The sequence below is a fragment of the Streptomyces sp. NK08204 genome (genome assembly GCF_020400585.1).
GTDB lineage: Bacteria > Actinomycetota > Actinomycetes > Streptomycetales > Streptomycetaceae > Streptomyces.
Map to the genome: position 1 here is coordinate 1 of NZ_JAINVF010000020.1, position 16,019 is coordinate 16,019.

12 protein-coding genes are annotated in these 16,019 nt (G+C 70.5%); 6 read left to right on the forward strand and 6 right to left on the reverse strand.

Annotation, left to right across the window (positions count from 1 at the left end; all coding sequences use genetic code 11):
- The 4 genes from K7G59_RS25245 to K7G59_RS25260 form a co-directional block, all read right to left on the reverse strand.
- On the reverse strand, positions 1-641 hold a 641-nt coding region (locus K7G59_RS25245), incomplete at its 3' end, for a SurA N-terminal domain-containing protein (RefSeq protein ID WP_225837992.1).
- 143 nt (positions 642-784) lie between these two features.
- A complete protein-coding gene (locus tag K7G59_RS25250) occupies positions 785-2,278 on the reverse strand; it encodes a serine/threonine-protein kinase (protein WP_263976750.1) in 1,494 nt (497 codons plus the stop codon).
- A 38-nt stretch (positions 2,279-2,316) separates the two neighbouring features.
- On the reverse strand, positions 2,317-2,991 hold the full coding sequence (locus tag K7G59_RS25255) for a hypothetical protein (protein WP_225837996.1): 675 nt from the start codon (positions 2,989-2,991) through the stop codon (positions 2,317-2,319).
- A 103-nt stretch (positions 2,992-3,094) separates the two neighbouring features.
- Positions 3,095-5,269 carry an N-6 DNA methylase gene (locus K7G59_RS25260; protein ID WP_225837998.1) on the reverse strand — a complete coding sequence of 725 codons (2,175 nt, stop codon included), beginning with the start codon at positions 5,267-5,269 and terminating at the stop codon, positions 3,095-3,097.
- Positions 5,270-5,458: 189 nt separating this feature from the next.
- Here K7G59_RS25260 and K7G59_RS25265 point away from each other — a divergent pair, with 189 nt between their 5' ends.
- Together K7G59_RS25265 and K7G59_RS25270 are read left to right on the forward strand one after the other, a co-directional pair.
- The gene (locus tag K7G59_RS25265) at positions 5,459-6,151 is read left to right on the forward strand and encodes a hypothetical protein (protein WP_225838001.1); all 693 of its coding nucleotides are present in this window, start codon (positions 5,459-5,461) and stop codon (positions 6,149-6,151) included.
- Between the two features lie 192 nt (positions 6,152-6,343).
- Positions 6,344-7,096, forward strand: a complete 753-nt coding sequence (locus K7G59_RS25270; RefSeq protein WP_225838003.1) for a hypothetical protein — start codon at positions 6,344-6,346, stop codon at positions 7,094-7,096.
- Between the two features lie 452 nt (positions 7,097-7,548).
- On the opposite strand, the gene K7G59_RS25275 is transcribed toward K7G59_RS25270, so the two are convergent.
- Positions 7,549-8,277, reverse strand: coding sequence for an HNH endonuclease family protein (locus tag K7G59_RS25275; RefSeq protein WP_225838178.1), 729 nt, complete (start codon positions 8,275-8,277; stop codon positions 7,549-7,551).
- Between the two features lie 55 nt (positions 8,278-8,332).
- Positions 8,333-8,539, reverse strand: coding sequence for a hypothetical protein (locus K7G59_RS25280; protein ID WP_374114276.1), 207 nt, complete (start codon positions 8,537-8,539; stop codon positions 8,333-8,335).
- Between the two features lie 463 nt (positions 8,540-9,002).
- On the opposite strand from K7G59_RS25280, the gene K7G59_RS25285 reads away from it, so the two are divergent.
- The 4 genes from K7G59_RS25285 (at position 9,003) to K7G59_RS25300 (ending at position 15,986) form a co-directional block, all read left to right on the forward strand.
- Positions 9,003-10,466, forward strand: coding sequence for an aminopeptidase P family protein (locus K7G59_RS25285; protein WP_374114277.1), 1,464 nt, complete (start codon positions 9,003-9,005; stop codon positions 10,464-10,466).
- A 162-nt stretch (positions 10,467-10,628) separates the two neighbouring features.
- Complete coding sequence (locus K7G59_RS25290) at positions 10,629-12,047, forward strand: aminopeptidase P family protein (protein WP_225838006.1); 1,419 nt, start codon at positions 10,629-10,631, stop codon at positions 12,045-12,047.
- A 118-nt stretch (positions 12,048-12,165) separates the two neighbouring features.
- The gene (locus K7G59_RS25295; RefSeq protein WP_225838008.1) at positions 12,166-12,873 is read left to right on the forward strand and encodes a GntR family transcriptional regulator; all 708 of its coding nucleotides are present in this window, start codon (positions 12,166-12,168) and stop codon (positions 12,871-12,873) included.
- A 782-nt stretch (positions 12,874-13,655) separates the two neighbouring features.
- On the forward strand, positions 13,656-15,986 hold the full coding sequence (locus tag K7G59_RS25300; RefSeq protein WP_374114278.1) for a M9 family metallopeptidase: 2,331 nt from the start codon (positions 13,656-13,658) through the stop codon (positions 15,984-15,986).
- Positions 15,987-16,019 lie beyond the last annotated feature (33 nt).

A 16,019-nucleotide genomic window follows, 5' to 3' on the forward strand; every position in this document is an offset into this window, starting at 1 on the left:
GACAGCGGCTGTCCGCCGCTCGCCGTGACCTCGCGGACCCACGGCGTCTTCGCGTCCACCCGGCTGCTCCGCTGCACGTCCCACGAGCCGTAGCGCGGATTGAGGTCGATGTGGAGTTCCGCGGAGGCCTTGGACAGGGCCTTCCAGAAAGCGGGCTGGGTGGTGTCGGTGCCGAGCTTCGAGGCGAGCTTCTGCGCCTCCAGCTGCAGGCGCAGGTTGTCGTCGAGACGCTCGGGCGCGATGCCGTACTTCTGCAGCCAGACCATCTGCAGCCCCTTGGCGCCGCCCGCCTGCTGCTCCAGGCCGGCGCGCATCTGCTGCACCTCCCTGCGGGTGACGGTGACGTCCGCGTCCCGCGCGGCGCGGCGCAGCACCCGGTCCAGGACCATGTTGTGCAGGGTGTCGCGGGTGAGGCTGCCGGTGGAGGCGAGGACCTGCTGGTACTGGGCCTCGTCCGGCACCGCGGCCCGCTGGGCCTTGCGGACCTCGTTGACCCGGTTCTGCAGCTGGGCGACGGTGATCCGCTGTCCGCCGACAACGGCCGCCGCACCCGGGTGCGCATCGTTTCCGCAGGCGGTGAGGAGGGGGGCCGCGGCGGCGATCGCGGCGGTGAGGACGAGCGCGGTGCGACGGCGGTGCAAGGAAGCCTCCCGAGGAGATTGTGCGGCGGTGCACAAAGTCTTGCGGTGATCGATGGTAGGCAGTGGGCAGGCCGCGGCCAACCCATTGGACCAACGATTCACGCGCGCTTCGGGCACCGTCGCGCCCGCCGGAACGGAAAGTGCTAGCCGCGCACCTGGCCCAGCCACTGCAGTGTGCGGTGGACGTCCGCCGCGAGGGGATGGCCGGGGCCGTGCAGGCGCTCCACGTCCATCAGCAGCCGCGCGAGCGTGTCGTGCGCGGCCGGGCGGTCGCCGAGGGCGAGCAGCAGGTGGCCGATGCGACGGCGCACGTCGTGGGCGAGCTGCGGGTCGCCGGAGACGTACTGGTTCTCGTAGTACGGCAGCAGCGCACGGTACTCGGCGAGCGCCGCCGCCGGTTCGCCCAGTTGCTCCAGGCACTGGGCGGCCTCGTAGCGGTAGCGCAGGGACTGCGGGTCGGCCTGGCCGGCCTCGGCGGCTCGCTCGTCGGCGAGACGGCGCAGTTCGGGCAGTGCGCGCCGGTACTGGCCGTCGTCCAGGAGCGTGGCCGCGTACTGCTTGCGCAGGGTGCGGACGACCGGGGAGTGCTCGCCGTGCTGTTCGGCGGCAGCGGGCAGGATCGCGCCGAGGATGTCCACGGCCTGGGTGATGCGGCCCTCCCCCAGGAGGCGCTTGACATCGTCCACGGCGGCGGCGACATCGGGCTTCTCGGCCACCGGCGGCGCGGGCGCGACGGGGGCGGGCTGGGGCGCGGGTGTCCGCGCACGGTCCGGCCAGGGGGCGTGCGGGCGCAGGAAGGGGCGCGTCGGGTCCAGAGGCGCCCCCGTCGGCATTCCACGCGCGGGCAGCATCACGGCCAGGTGCTCGTACACCTCCTGCGCGGAGGCCGGACGGTGCTGCGGGTCCTTGGCGAGCAGCCTGAGAACGAGGGTTTCGAGCGCCTCGGGAACCTCGGGGCGGATCCGGCGCACGGGCAGCGGGGGCTCGTACAGGTGCCGGTGCAACACGCCGAGCGCGGTGGAACCGGCGAACGGCACCTCACCGCTGAGCAGTTCGTGCATCAGCACACCCAGCGCGTACAGGTCGGTGTACGGACCGACCGCGCCGCCCATCGCCTGCTCGGGCGCCATGTAGGCGGGCGAGCCGATGGGTGAGCCGGTGTGGGTGAGGCGGGTGGTGTCGGTGTCCATGACCGACGCCACGCCGAGGTCGAGCACGGTGACCGTGCCGTCCTGCTTCACCATCACATTGCGCGGCTTGAGGTCACGATGGACGATCGGCACGGCGTGTACGGCGCTCAGCACGGCGCACAGTTGCGCGGCGACCGCGACCGCCCACTGCCACGGATACGGGTCGTGCTCGGCGAGGTGGTCGGAGAGGTCGGCGCCGTCGACGTACTGCATGACGAGGAACAGTTCCTCGCCCTCGCTGCCCGCGTCGTGCACGGTGACCAGCCCCGGGTGGTCGACCTGCGCGGTCACCCGGCACTCGCGCACGAACCGGCGGCGCAGCTCGTCCGCCTCCTGTCCGGCCACCTTGTCCGGGCGCAGCAGCTTCACCGCCACGCGCCGGTCGAGCCGCTGGTCGTACGCCGTCCACACCTGGCCCATGCCGCCCTGCCCGATGAGCGTGGACAGTTCGTAACGGCCGGCGACGACACGTCCCGTCGCCACGCTCACCTTCCGCCTTCGTGGTTGCCGCCCTGTTGGCCGTCGTGCTTGCGCAGGTAGTCGCTCAGCTCGTCCAGTTCGGCGCGCACCTGGTCGATCCGCGCGGGCGCCGGACGCTGGGGCGGCGGGGTGGCGAGCAGAGGCTGAGACGGGGTCAGCGGAGGCTGAGAACCGGTCAGCGGAGGCTGAGAACCGGTCGGCGGCCGGGAGGGGGTCGGCGGAGGCTGCGGCAGGGGCGGGGCCGGTGCCATCGGTACGGTCGTCGCGGTGAACGGGGGCGCGCCGGCGGCCGGGTAGCCGTACGCCGGGGCCGGGCGCCGCGCCTGCCAGGTCTGCTGCACCAGCATGAAGTGGCGTATCTCCGCGGAGAGGTAGTACGCCGTCGCGCACACCAGTGTGAAGAGCAGCAGGAACAGGCCCAGCCAGCCGCGGGCGGTGTGGATCTCGTCGCCGGGCTCGGTCGCCAGGAACACCATGCTGACGGAGTCGGTCACCAGCGCCGTCGTGAACAGGCCCCAGTCCAGTGGCCGACGCGTGACAACGGCCAGCCGCAGCAGCATCACCCAGGCGAAGATTCCGAGGGTGAAGATACCGACCGCCACGAACAGTACGCGCAGGAAGACCAGCCACCCGGTGTGCGGCGGCTGCTTCACCGGCTGTACGTAGCCGTGGCCTTGCATGGCTGCTCCTGATGCCTGACTCCGATTATCGCATCGAGCATATGGCCAGGCACGGACAAGCGGTTCGCCTTGTACCGAACCGTTGTCTCGCCGATCACGTCGTTCATTCCGGCGCCACCGTCCCGTCCGTGAGCCCGTCGTACATCCCGCGCACGAGCTGCTCCCCGAGGCGGCTCGCGTGGCGCAGGGCCCGCTCGAACTCGTCCAGTGCGCGGAAGCGCGCGCCATAGCGCCGCTGTTCCTCCAGCGGGAGGCGGGGCAGCTGGAGGCGGCGCACGTCCAGACGGGTGGCGGTGGAGGCGTAACTGCTGGCCTGACGGTTGTTGGCGGTGCCGCGCAGGAAGCCGGCGAGGAACCAGGGGTCGAGCGCCGTGCGATCGGGGCGCAGGAGCACGAGGTTGCGCCCCAGGGCGGCGCCCCCTGTCACGTCGTCGATCACACGGGCGACCGAGCCGCCGCCGAGCACCGGCACGACGACGTCGCCGGGCTCGGTCAGCACCGCCTCCTCGTCGCTCTCGGGGAGGGTCCCGGAGGGTGCCGTGCCGGCCAGGACGTCGTGGTCGGTGAGCACGGGCACGCGCGCGTGGCCGCCGTTTCCGCCCGTGCGCATCACCAGGGCGCCGCCGCGCGCGAGTTCGCCGACGGTGGTGAGCGGCCAGCGCGCGGCCGGGGCCGGGGTGGCGGGGGGCGGGGTGAGGTCGGCGGTCAGGCGCAGGGTCACGCCGAGGCGCTCGCGCACCGCGGTGAGCTGCTCGGCGCCGTCGGCCACGGCGGCGGGCGGCAGATGCCGGGCGGGAGCGAGGTCCACGTCGTCGTCGAGGAGTTCGATGACGGGCAGGGAACGGGCCAGTCCTGGCCGCTCCTCCAGCCGCCCGTCACGCTCGAAGACACGCCAGGCGTCCAGGACGGCGTCGCGCACCGCCGCCCAGTCGGGTCCGCCGCGCCCCTCGCCGGCGAACCGCCCGGTGTCCACGAGCAGCACCTCGGGCGCGGCCGGCGTCCGGTCGGGGCGGCGCAGCACCCACACGTGGAGCGGGATGTTGTACGGCGGCGCCGCACCGACCGGCAGCGCGACCACGGCCCGCAGCGCGCCCCGGCGCAGCAGGTCGGCCCGGATCCGGCGCCCGGAACGGCGGGAGGCGGCGGCCGGGGGCATGAGCAGGACGGCGCTGCCGCCGTCGGCGAGCCGGGCCAGCGCGTGCTGCACCCAGGCCAGCTCGGACTCGGTGCGCGCGGGGAAGCCGTACTCCCAGCGGGGGTCGTAGGCGAGTTCGTCGTGGCCCCAGTTGCGCTCGTTGAACGGCGGGTGGCACAGGACCGCGTCGGCACGCAGCTCCGGGTAGGCGTCGGCGCGCAGGGTGTCGCCGGCGGCGCCGCGCACGTCGGCGCGTGCGTGCAGCGCGAGCCGCAGCGCGGTGAGCGCGGCGAGGTCGTGGGCGCTGTCCTGGGCGTACAGCTCCTGGTCCGGCCGGGTGTCGACGGCGCGCAGCAGGGCGCCGGTGCCGCAGGCGGGGTCCAGGACGGTCCGGGCGGGGCCGGCCAGGTCGGCCATGAGGCCGGCGAGTTCGGCCGGGGTGAGCGTGTACTGGCGGGGGTTGGCGTCCAGGTGCCTGCCCAGCAGGAACTCGAAGGCCTGCCGCGCCCCGGCCTCCGCGGCCAGCTCGGCCGCGCCGCGCAGGAGCGGGACGGACGGGAGGAGTTCGGGACCGGTGGGGACGTGCAACGCGGGACCGCTGTTCACAGCGGACGGGGTGTTCACAGACATCACGGTCGGGGCGCTCGCTGCCGTGTGAGTCGGCATCCTGGTGTTCACAGGTGCCGTAGCGTTCACAGCCTCTGCGCTGCCCGATGCCCCCGTGCTGTGAACACGACGGCTGTGCGTGACGCCGAAACGCGGGGTCAGAACCTGCTCCAGGACGCCCGGCAGCATCGCGGCGAGGCGTTCGTCGGAGCCTGCGCTGACGTCGAGCCAGACGGTGGGGCGCTCGTGGATCAGCAGCAGCACGCTGCCCGCCTGCACCAGGGCGGTGACCGGGCCCTCCGGGTGGCCGGCGAGCTGCTGCCAGACGCGTTCACGCAGCGGGACCTCGGCGAGCTTGCCCTGCCTGCGCAACCAGCCCTCGACCTCGGCGAGAGCGAAGGACGGGCTGGTCTCGGTGCCGCCGACCGGCTTGGGGAAGTCGGCGTGGCGGCGGCGCCAGTTGCTGACGGCGGCCCGGCCCACTCCGGCCAGCCGGGCGATACCGGCCGCGGTCACCTCTGTCGCGTTGTCCTGCACCGGCCCCGCTCCCCTCGTCCACGTGTGTGCACTGAGCATAGCGGCGTACACAGGACCTGCGCATTCACGAGCGTGTACTCAACTTCCCCTGTGAATCATGTTGACTCGGTTCACAGGCTCTGCTCTTATTGACCCAGCGAACGAGCGGCCACCAGAGGGGGAGGCCGCCGCACAGGGGAGGGACCCGTCATGGGGATGAAGGGCAAGGTCGCGCTGGGCGCCGTCGTGGGGGTCGTCGTCATCGGTGTCGTGTCGGCGAACGCCGGGGGCGGCGACAAGGACAGCGGTTCCGGCAGCAGCGACAAGGGCTCTTCGGCCTCCGCCGGCCACAAGCCCGGTGGCAAGAAGGACGGCGGCAGCGCGAAGGCGGCCGAGAAGAAGAAGGCCGCCTTCGACGGGGACGGCGAGTACCAGGTCGGCACCGACCTGAAGCCGGGCACCTACCGCACGACCGGCAACACCGACGACATGTGCTACTGGGAGCGGGCCAAGGACGCCTCGGGCGACACGGACTCGCTGCTGGCCAACGACAACGTCACCGGCACGAGTTACGTCACCGTCAAGGCCACCGACAAGCTCTTCAAGTCCAGCGGCTGCAAGGACTGGGAGGCCGTCGACCCGAAGGCCAAGGGGACGCCCGCCACCTCCATGCGCGGCAGCGGGGGCATGTTCAAGGTCGGCACGGACATCGCGCCGGGCACCTACAAGTCGACCGGCAACGCCGACGACTCCTGCTACTGGGAGCGCACCAAGGACGCCGAGCACGGGCTGGACTCGATCATCGCCAACAACAACGTGACCGGCACGGCCGTCGTCACCATCCGCGCGACGGACGCCTACTTCAAGACGACCGGCTGCGGCGACTGGAAGAAGACGGCCTGACGCCTGCGGTCAGCACACCGGGACGGCGTGCGCCCGGCCCGCACCGGCCCTGCGCCGGGCGCACGCCCCGAACCCCCGGGCCGCACCACCAAGCCCCGCCAAGATCACCACACACTCCATGCACCACCACGCACCTCGAAGCGCCACCCCGCACCACCACCACGCACCTCGCTTCTCGAACAAGGACCTGCCATGCGCCGTACCGCACTTGCCGCTCTCTGTCTCGCCGCCGCGACTGCTGCGGGGCTCACCGGGTGTCTGCCGGGGCAGGACAAGGCGGACAGCAAGCCGAAGGGGCCGTTCCCCGGGCTGAGCGGCGCAGAGATCGCCGACCGGGCCATGAAGGCCACCACAGGAGCCTCGTCGCTGCGGATGAAGGGCGAGGTCGCCGACGACGAGAGCAAGGGCACCATCCGGCTCGACATGGCCCTGGACAAGAAGGGCGAGTGCGCCGGCACGATGGGCATGGGCGGCCAGGGCAAGGCCGACCTGATCAAGACCGGCAACACCGTCTACATGAAGTACGACGAGGCGTTCCTGCGCGCGCAGAGCGAGGGCGAGTCCAGGGCCGACACCGACGCAGCCGTGTCGTTGCTGGCCGGCAAGTGGGCGAAGATGGCCGTCAAGGGGCAGGACGCCAAGGACATCGCGGGCTTCTGCGACCTGGACTCGGTGCTGGGCGGCGCGGGCGACGCCGACTCGGACGCCACGCGCGGGAAGAACACCACCGTCGACGGCGTCCCGGCGATCGTCCTGCACGAGAAGGAGGGCAAGGACCGCTACACGCTGTACGTGGCGACCGAGGGCAGGCCGTATCTGCTGAAGGTCGACAGCTCGGCCGGCGCCGAGGAGCCGGTGCACCTGTCCTTCAGCGACTTCGAGAAGCCGGTCCCGGCGCGCAAGCCCGCCGGGAAGATCGTCGACCTGGACGCGCTGGGCGGCTGAGCCCGGCCGGCCGATGGTTCGAGCAGGTGGCCTGGGGCATCAGCCCCCCCGCCGTGTCCCCGGCCCACGTTCGGCCGACCTGGCCGCCACTGCCACCGCCATCGCCTGAACACCGGCAACCGGCGGCATGCCCTCATCCGCCGCACCGCTCCAGCGTCGACTCCTTGTCGGCAGGCGTGACCGGCAGTCCGTACATGAGCTCGCGCGCCTGAAGCAGTCCGAGCGGGAATGCCGCCGGGAGAGCTGACGGTGACGTACTCGTCGCCCCGGCGGGTGTGGCACCAGACGTGCTCGTCGACCCCGGTGACCTTCGTCGACGACAGTCAGGTGCCGCCGCGAGGCGTAGGGCGAGGTCGTAGCCCCAAGCAGCAACCGACACGAGGATGTGGCGCGCAACGCCCGCCACTCCGTTGCACCCTCAATCGCGAAGAGCCGTCGAACGCCTGGCACTGCTATCCGCCTTCGCACTGCTTCAACATCATCGCCTTGTCCGCCCGGGTCACCGCGAGGTCGTACTTGAGGGCAACCTGCGCGAACCGGACCACATAGGCACACCTGATCTGTTTGTTGGGCGGCAGCCAGGAGGCAGGTCCGGAATCCCCCTTGGCCGAGTTGGCTCGCCCCTCGACCGGAACCAGATTCAGCACGTCGTTGGCAAGCTGCTCGCGCTTGCTCTTCGGCCAGTGCGACGAACCCATCTGCCAGCTGTAGGACAACGGCACCACGTGGTCTATCTGCACTTCGGTCGCCTTCTGCTTGCGCCACTCGATGACCGTCGCGGTGTAGGGGTCGTACAGGGTCATGGCGATGACCACGCAGTCGGAGCCGGCCCGGAAACGAAGGTTGTGGCCATCACGACGAATGAGATCGTTTCGCGTGTCGCACCCGTTCCTCGCGAGTGGCACCCCGTCGGCCGTGTCCATCCAGGCGTAGCCGAACTTGTCGCGGTCGTAGCCCGTCTTCGGCCCCCGCCCCTTCGTGGACAGGCCCTCGATGAGCTTGCGGGCCGCCGCCTTGTCCGCGTCCGCCGTCACGGGCGCGAGCCCTGGCTTCGTGCCGTCCGGGTTCTTGAGCGGATTGACCGCGCGTCCGTCCGACGCAGTCGGCCCGGAGCGCGTCGAGGAGTTGTCCTCGCCGTGAGCCTGGCATCCCGCGACGAGGAGCACGGCAGCCGCCAACACCGTCACTGCACGGAAGAAGCGCGCACCCTCAACAGCCCTGTGGTTCAGGTCCCTCTCAGTGAGCACAGCGCACCACTCCTCGCGTGCGCTGCGCAAACGCCTCGGTCACCCGGCGAAGCACAGGGATGATCCGCGCGTCGCACCCGTTGTGAGCGAAGGAAAGGCCACCGGGGGCCGAGTCCGTCCAGGTACAGCCGAACTCGTCGCGGTCGTAACGCGTTTCCGGGCCGCGGCCCTTCGTCGCCACCTTTTCGATGTGCATGTGCCGCATGTTCCTCTCCGTACGCAGAGCGCACCGCCCCCCCGGATGAGCTGCGAAGGGCGGTCATGCCGCGCAGCATAGAGATGAGCCGAGGCACCCGTCCTGCGCGCTCGGTTCCCTCCGTACACCTCGCGGCCGGCCCGCTGGAGACGACTTCCTGACCTTATGGCTGGGCCGCTCGTTCTCTTATGCCTCTACCCGTTGTCCCGGTGGAGCCCACCGTGGAAGTCTCCACTTCGCGCCGCTGCCCCACCGGGATGGAGCACGTCCGTTCCCTGCGCCTCTTGCACCGCCAGTGCCGTCCGGTTCAGGAGTGTTCGTGTGTTCCAGCGGCTGTACGACGGTAACCGTCGGAGCGGCCCAGGTCGGTGACCCCGGCCGGGAAGGAGCTGCTGCCGGCCACCTCCCGGCGACGTGGTTCCGGCGATTACCGGGCGGTGCGATGCGCACTGCGACAACGCCCATGACGGATTCGACACAGAAGGCGACAGTGGCAACGGAGACGGACGAGAACAAGCACCGGAAAAACGGTCTGTACCGTCAGGTGAGCGCCGAGCTCGCCGAGAACATGAAGCAGGGCTGGGCGGACACCGAGCGCCACGACCTCGAACCGGCCACCCAAGCGGTGCACACCGCGCGGCGCAGGAGGGCGCTGTCCGCACGCTTCCCCGGTGAGCTGCTGGTGATCCCCGCCGGCAACCCGAAGGTCCGCGCCAACGACACGGCCTACCCCTTCAGGCCCTCCTCGGACTACGTCTACCTGACCGGCGACCAGTCCCAGGACGCCGTGCTGGTGATGGAACCCGGTCGTTCCGGCGGGCACCAGGCGATCGCCTACATGCTCCCGCGTTCCGACCGCGAGAACGGTGAGTTCTGGCTCGACTACCACGGTGAGCTCTGGGAGGGGCGCCGCAACAGTCCGGCCGAGAACGAGCAGTTGCTCGGCCTGCCCTGCCGCGATGTCCGCACTCTGGCCGGCCGGCTCGGCGCGGCCACCGGCCCCGTCCGCCTGCTGCGGGGCCACGACGCCGGCGTCGACGCCGCTCTCGAGGGGAAGGTGACCGCCGAGCACGACGACGAGTTCCGGGTGGCTCTTTCGGAAATGCGTCTGGTCAAGGACGAGTTCGAGATCGCCGACCTCCGCTTCGCCTGCGAGGCCACCGCCCTCGGCTTCGAGGACGTCGTCCGTGTCCTCGACGCCACCGCGCCGACTCCCGAACGGCTCATCGAGGGCAGGTTCTGGACGCGCGCCCGGCTCGAGGGCAATGACGTCGGCTACGCGTCGGTCTGCGCGGCGGGATCCCACGCCACGATCCTGCACTGGGTCCGCAACGACGGCGACGCCCGCCCTGGTGATCTTCTGTTGCTCGACGCCGGGGTGGAGACCCGTAACCTCTACACGGCCGACGTCACTCGCACCCTGCCCGTCGACGGTCGTTTCACCCCGGTCCAGCGCAAGATCTACGAAGCGGTGTACGCGGCGCAGGAGGCCGGCATCGCCGCGGTCAAGCCGGGTGCCGCGTACCGGGACTTCCATGACGCCGCCCAGCGGGTTCTGGCCGAGCACCTGGCCGCCTGGGGCCTGTTCGGGGACCGGTCCGCGGAGGAGGCCTGCGCACTCGGACTGCAGCGCCGCTGGACCCTGGCCGGCACCGGTCACATGCTCGGCCTGGACGTCCACGACTGCGCCAAGGCCCGGACCGAGATGTACGTGGACGGCACGCTGGAACCGGGCATGGTGCTCACCGTCGAGCCAGGCATCTACTTCCAGTCCGACGACCTGACCGTTCCCGAGGAATATCGCGGCATCGGTGTACGGATCGAGGACGACATCCTGGTGACCGAGGAGGGCAACGAGAATCTCTCGGCCCTCCTGCCACGGGAGGCGGGCGAGGTGGAGGCCTGGATGGCCCGGCTGCGCAGCTGACGTCTTCCCGCCGCGTGCGCCCCACGCGGGGTGCGACCGGCCACGGGCCGACCGCACCCCAGGTTGTGGTCGGCCACGGCGTGCCGCAGTTCATGCCGCCGTACGGCGGATCACAACACATGGGTATTTCCTTCGATGGAAGAACAGGACGGCTTGCACGGTATGAGCAGGGACGATCGTGATGTACCGGCCACGGCGGCCGGCCCCTTCGACGGAGGGTGGGCGGATACGGACCTGGAGTTGCCGCTCGTGCCGGGAGCGGCGCGCGCGGCCGAGCGGCGCTCAGCGGTGTCCGAACGGTTTCCCGGTGAACGGATCGTCGTCCCGTCAGGAGGGCTGAAGGTCCGGAGCAACGACTTCGACTACGCGTTCCGGCCGCACTCCGCGTTCGTCCATCTCACCGCCGAGCAGGGGACGCAGGCAGTCCCCGACAGCGTCCTCGTCTTCGAACCCACCGGGAGCGGACACTCGGTCACCCTGTTCACCCGGCCGCGGTCGCCGCGCGGTGGCGGACCGAACGGCGCGGAGTTCTACAGCGACCGGCGGTACGGCGAGTTCTGGACCGGCCGGCGCCGGACGCTCACGGAGACCGCGGAAGCACTCGGCATCGAGGTCGCCGCGCGCGACGATCTGGAGCGGGCCCTCGGCAGGAACGTCCCGACCCGCGTGCTGCGCGGTGCCGACACGCACGTCGACGCGCTGGTGCCGCCGGCTCCGCAGGCCGACGCCGAACTGGTCACCTTTCTGTCGGAGCTGCGGCTGGTCAAGGACGAGTGGGAGGTCGGCCAGCTGCGTGCGGCCGTGGACTGCACGGTCGCCGGTTTTCACGACGTCGTCGGTGAACTGCGCCACGCCACGCGCCTTGCCCGGGGAGAGCGCTGGATCGAGGGCACCTTCAACCGGCGTGCCCGGCTCGGGGGTTACGGCCTGGGCTTCGAGACCATCGCGGCGGCCGGGGCACACGCCTGCGTCCTGCACTGGATGCGCAACGACGGCCCGGTGCGGGAGGGGGACCTGCTCCTGTTGGACGCGGGTGTCGAGGCCGACTCCTTCTACACCGGGGACGTGACCCGGACGCTGCCGGTCAGCGGACGCTTCACCGATGCCCAGCGCCGCGTCTACGACCTGGTGTTCGCCGCTCAGACGGCAGGTATCGCCGCGCTGCGGCCCGGCGCCCGGTACGGCGACTTCCACGACGCCGCGATGCGTGTCATCGCCGAGGGACTCGACGCCTGGGGCCTGCGGCCGCATGGCAGGACGGCTTCGACCTCCGTGTCCGAGCTGTACCGCCGGTACACCCTTTGCGGCTCGGGACATATGCTCGGGCTGGACTGCCACGACTGTGCCAGTGCCCGCAGCGAGACCTACCTGGACGGTGTGCTCGAGGCCGGTCACGTCCTCACCGTCGAGCCCGGACTGTACTTCCAGCCCGACGATCTGACAGTGCCCGGGGAACTGCGCGGCATCGGTGTGCGGATCGAGGACGATTTCGTCATCACGGCCGACGGGGCCGTGTGCCTGTCGTCGGGCCTGCCGCGCGGCGCGGACGAGGTCGAGACGTGGATGGCGTCTCTGCGCTGATTCCATTCCCTGCGCTTGCGCCAGGCCCTCGCCGGGGGGCGGGCCGCCGCCGGGACCCTAAAGCAACGTGACATTGTATAGTAGGAGGTCGGTGGGCTGGACAGTCGGAGGAGCGAAGATGCCTCATCTCAAACCGCAGGTGATCTCCGTCCAGACCCATCTGCGCGACCAGGTCGCCACGGCGCTCCGGGCAGCCCTCATAGCAGGCGAGCTGCGTCCGGGTGTGATCTACTCCGCCCCCACCCTGGCGGCGGAACTCGGCGTGTCCGCCACCCCGGTGCGCGAGGCCATGCTGGACCTGGCCAGGGAGGGCCTGGTCGAAGCGGTGCGCAACAAGGGCTTCCGTATCACCGAGATGACCGACCAGGACCTCGACGAGTTCACCGAGATCCGCACCCTGATCGAGGTCCCCACCGTGGGCCGTGTCGCCGCGACGGCGAGCGTCGAGCAGTTGGAGACCCTGCGCCCGCTGGCGCAGGAGATCGTCACGGCGGCCCAGGAGCACGACGTCCTCAAGTACCTCGAAGCCGATCACCGGTTCCATCTGGAGCTGCTGGCGCTGGCCGGCAACCGCCATCTCGTGGAGGTGGTGGCCGATCTGCGCAAGCGGTCGCGTCTTTTCGGACTGGGCAGCCTGAACGAGACGGGGCGCCTGGTTGCTTCCGCCCAGGAGCACGTCGAACTTCTCGACCTGCTGGTGGCCGGCCGGGGCGAGGAGGCGGAGAACTGCATGCGCCTCCATCTCGCGCATGTCCGTACCCTGTGGGCGGACGGCCGGACAGACGCCGAAGACCAGGGTCCGGCTCTTCGGGCCGGTGTCCAGTAGCGCTTCCGGTCGCATCACCGGAGCCTTCGGCCCCTCATGCCGGGGCCGGTCGGTCCGGCTTCGCGGTGTTCGGTCACGGCGAAGCTCTCCTCCTGCGCCACCGCGAGTACGTCGAGGCAGCTGAGCGGGCAGACCCTTCCCCGACGCCTGCGGGCCCGTCACCGCTGCATGCGCCCGTCGACCGCCTGGAGCCGGTTCGTACGGCTGCCGAAGCCGACGGCCGGGGCATCCCTCACGTCGGCCAGGGCCTCACTCACGTTCACCGCGCCGGCCTAGACCGACGCAGCGGCACCTGCAAGTGATCTTCTGGAACCCGTGCGTGTCCCCCGTCGGCACGCGTCCCTCGGCGGTGCCGCCCGCACGCGGTTCCGCGGCGACCGTGCACGGTTCTGCGGCGGCCGGACCCGGCGCATCGGCGGTCGCCGGCGCACCGGCCACGGCCCCCGGCCTGTCGCTGCCGTCGCCGGCTCGGCGACCCGCTCCGGCGGCGCGGTGCCCCCGAGCCGAGAAAGACGAACAGGGGCCCGCTCACCAGGGCCTTTCCTGACCTTCTGACCCAACACCCTTGCGCCGTACACCAGTTGGCCAACTCTGATTTCGCCGAATGCCTTCCCTGAGTCATGTCACCTGTGCAATGGTACATGTGACAGGTCGTGGTTGTGAGCATGTCAATCCCAGTGGTCGTGCTCGCGTCATGCCGACGGCGTTCTTCCCGGCCCACGACCCCTCTCGTCCCCTGGACCACACCCATCGCGTGGTCCCACCCCTCATGGGAGGCGTTAGTGAAAAAGTCACTTGTCCGGCGAAGTCTGGGAGCGGCGCTGCCGCTGGCCCTGGCCTTCGCCATGGGCACCGGCCTGCTGGCGCAGCCGGCCAGCGCGCGGACGGGAACCCCCGTGTCCGCCGCACGGGCCGCGGCCGGAGGCGGGAAGCACCCCGGCGCTCCGCCCGTGGCACAGTCCGCCACCGCCGAGACCGACCACGTCGGCAAGGGACGCCTGAAGGCGTCCGCCCTCCCGCCGCTGGGAGCGAGCAAGGACGCGCTCAAGGAGCCTTACGGCCGGCCCGAGCACCTGCCGGTCCGGCCCTCCATGTCGATGAAGACGGCGGGCAGGGGCGCGGCCGGAAAGAGCACTCTCACCGCTGCGGCCACGTGCAACGTCTCCGACTTCACCAGCCGCACCGGCAGCGCGCTGGTGCAGCAGATCGAGGCGTCCACGACCGACTGCATCAACACCCTGTTCAAGCTGACCGGAAGCGACGCCTACTACGCCTTCCGCGAGGCCCAGATGACCACCGTCGCCTACGCCCTGCGCGACGGCTCGGCGTCCTACCCCGGCGACTCCAGCACCGGCATGCCGCAGCTCGTGCTCTACCTGCGCGCGGGCTACTACGTCCACTACTACGACGCCGGCACGGTGGGCGCCTACGGCAGCACCCTGCAGACCGCCATCCGTGCGGGTCTCGACGCGTTCTTCTCCAGCTCGCACTCCAGCGACGTCACCGACGCCAACGGTGAGACCCTCGCCGAAGCGGTCACCCTGATCGACAGCGCCGAGGAGAACGCCCGTTACATCTACGTCCTCAAGCGGCTGCTGGGGGCCTACGACTCCTCCTGGAACTCGTCCTGGTGGATGCTCAGCGCGGTCAACAACGTCTACACGGTGGCCTTCCGCGGGCACCAGGTTCCCGCGTTCGTGTCCGCCGTCGAGTCCGACCCCAGTCTGATCGACGCGCTGTACAGCTTCGCGGCCAGTCACCTCTCGCTGCTGGGCACCGACAAGGCCTACCTCACGTCCAACGCCGGACGTGAACTCGGCCGCTTCCTCCAGGACTCCACGCTGCTGCCCAAGGTCCGCCCGCTGGCCGCCGGCCTGCTGAACTCGAGCTCGATCACCGGCACCACCGCACCGCTCTGGGTCGGCGTGGCCGGGATGACCGACAGCTACGACAAGGCCAACTGCTCCTACTACGGCACCTGCAACCTGCAGTCGCAGCTGGCGAGCTCGGTGCTGACGGTGACCTACCCGTGCAGCTCGAGCATCACCATCAAGGCCCAGCAGATGACCTCGAGCGAGCTGTCGTCCACCTGCACCAGCCTGCGCAACCAGGACGCGTACTTCCACAACGTCGTCCGTGACAGCGGCCCCGTCGCCAACGACAACAACACCACGATCGAAGTCGTCGTCTTCGACTCCAGCACCGACTACCAGACCTACGCCGGTGTCATGTACGGAATCGACACCAACAACGGCGGCATGTACCTCGAGGGTGACCCGGCGGCGGCCGGCAACCAGCCCCGCTTCGTCGCCTACGAGGCCGAGTGGCTGCGCCCGGACTTCCAGATCTGGAACCTCAACCACGAGTACACGCACTACCTCGACGGCCGGTTCGACATGTACGGCGACTTCAACACCGGGATCACCACGCCGACCGTCTGGTGGATCGAGGGCTTCGCGGAGTACGTGTCCTACTCCTACCGCGGTGTCACCTACAACGAGGCCATGACCGAGGCCGGCCGGCGCACCTACGCCCTGAGCACCCTGTTCGACACCACGTACAGCAACGACACCACCCGCATCTACCGTTGGGGCTACCTCGCCACCCGGTACATGCTCCAGAACCACCGCGCGGACATGGACACGGTGCTCGGCTACTACCGGGCGGGCAACTGGAGCGCCGCCCGCGCCTACCTGACCGGCACCATCGGTACCCGCTACGACAGCGACTGGTACACCTGGCTGTCGACCTGCGCGGCCGGCAACTGCGGCGGGGGCACCACCCCGGAGTGCACCGCAGTGGACACCCGGGTACTGGGCCAGGACTGCCAGCGCAGCAACCGGTCCGCCACCACCGGCAACAACGACTACCTCTACATCAACCTGCCGTCCGGCGTGTCCCAGCTGAAGATCACCACGTCCGGCGGCACCGGTGACGCCGACCTCTACTACAACAGCAACGGCTGGGCCACCAGCACCAGCTACACCAACCGTTCCACCGGCACGGGCAACAGCCACACCCTGACCATCACCAACCCCCCGGCCGGCTACAACTACATCACCCTCTACGCGAACCAGAGCTTCTCCGGGGTCACCGTCTCCACCCAGTACTGACCGGTCCCGGCACGCCGGTGCCGATCCTTCCCC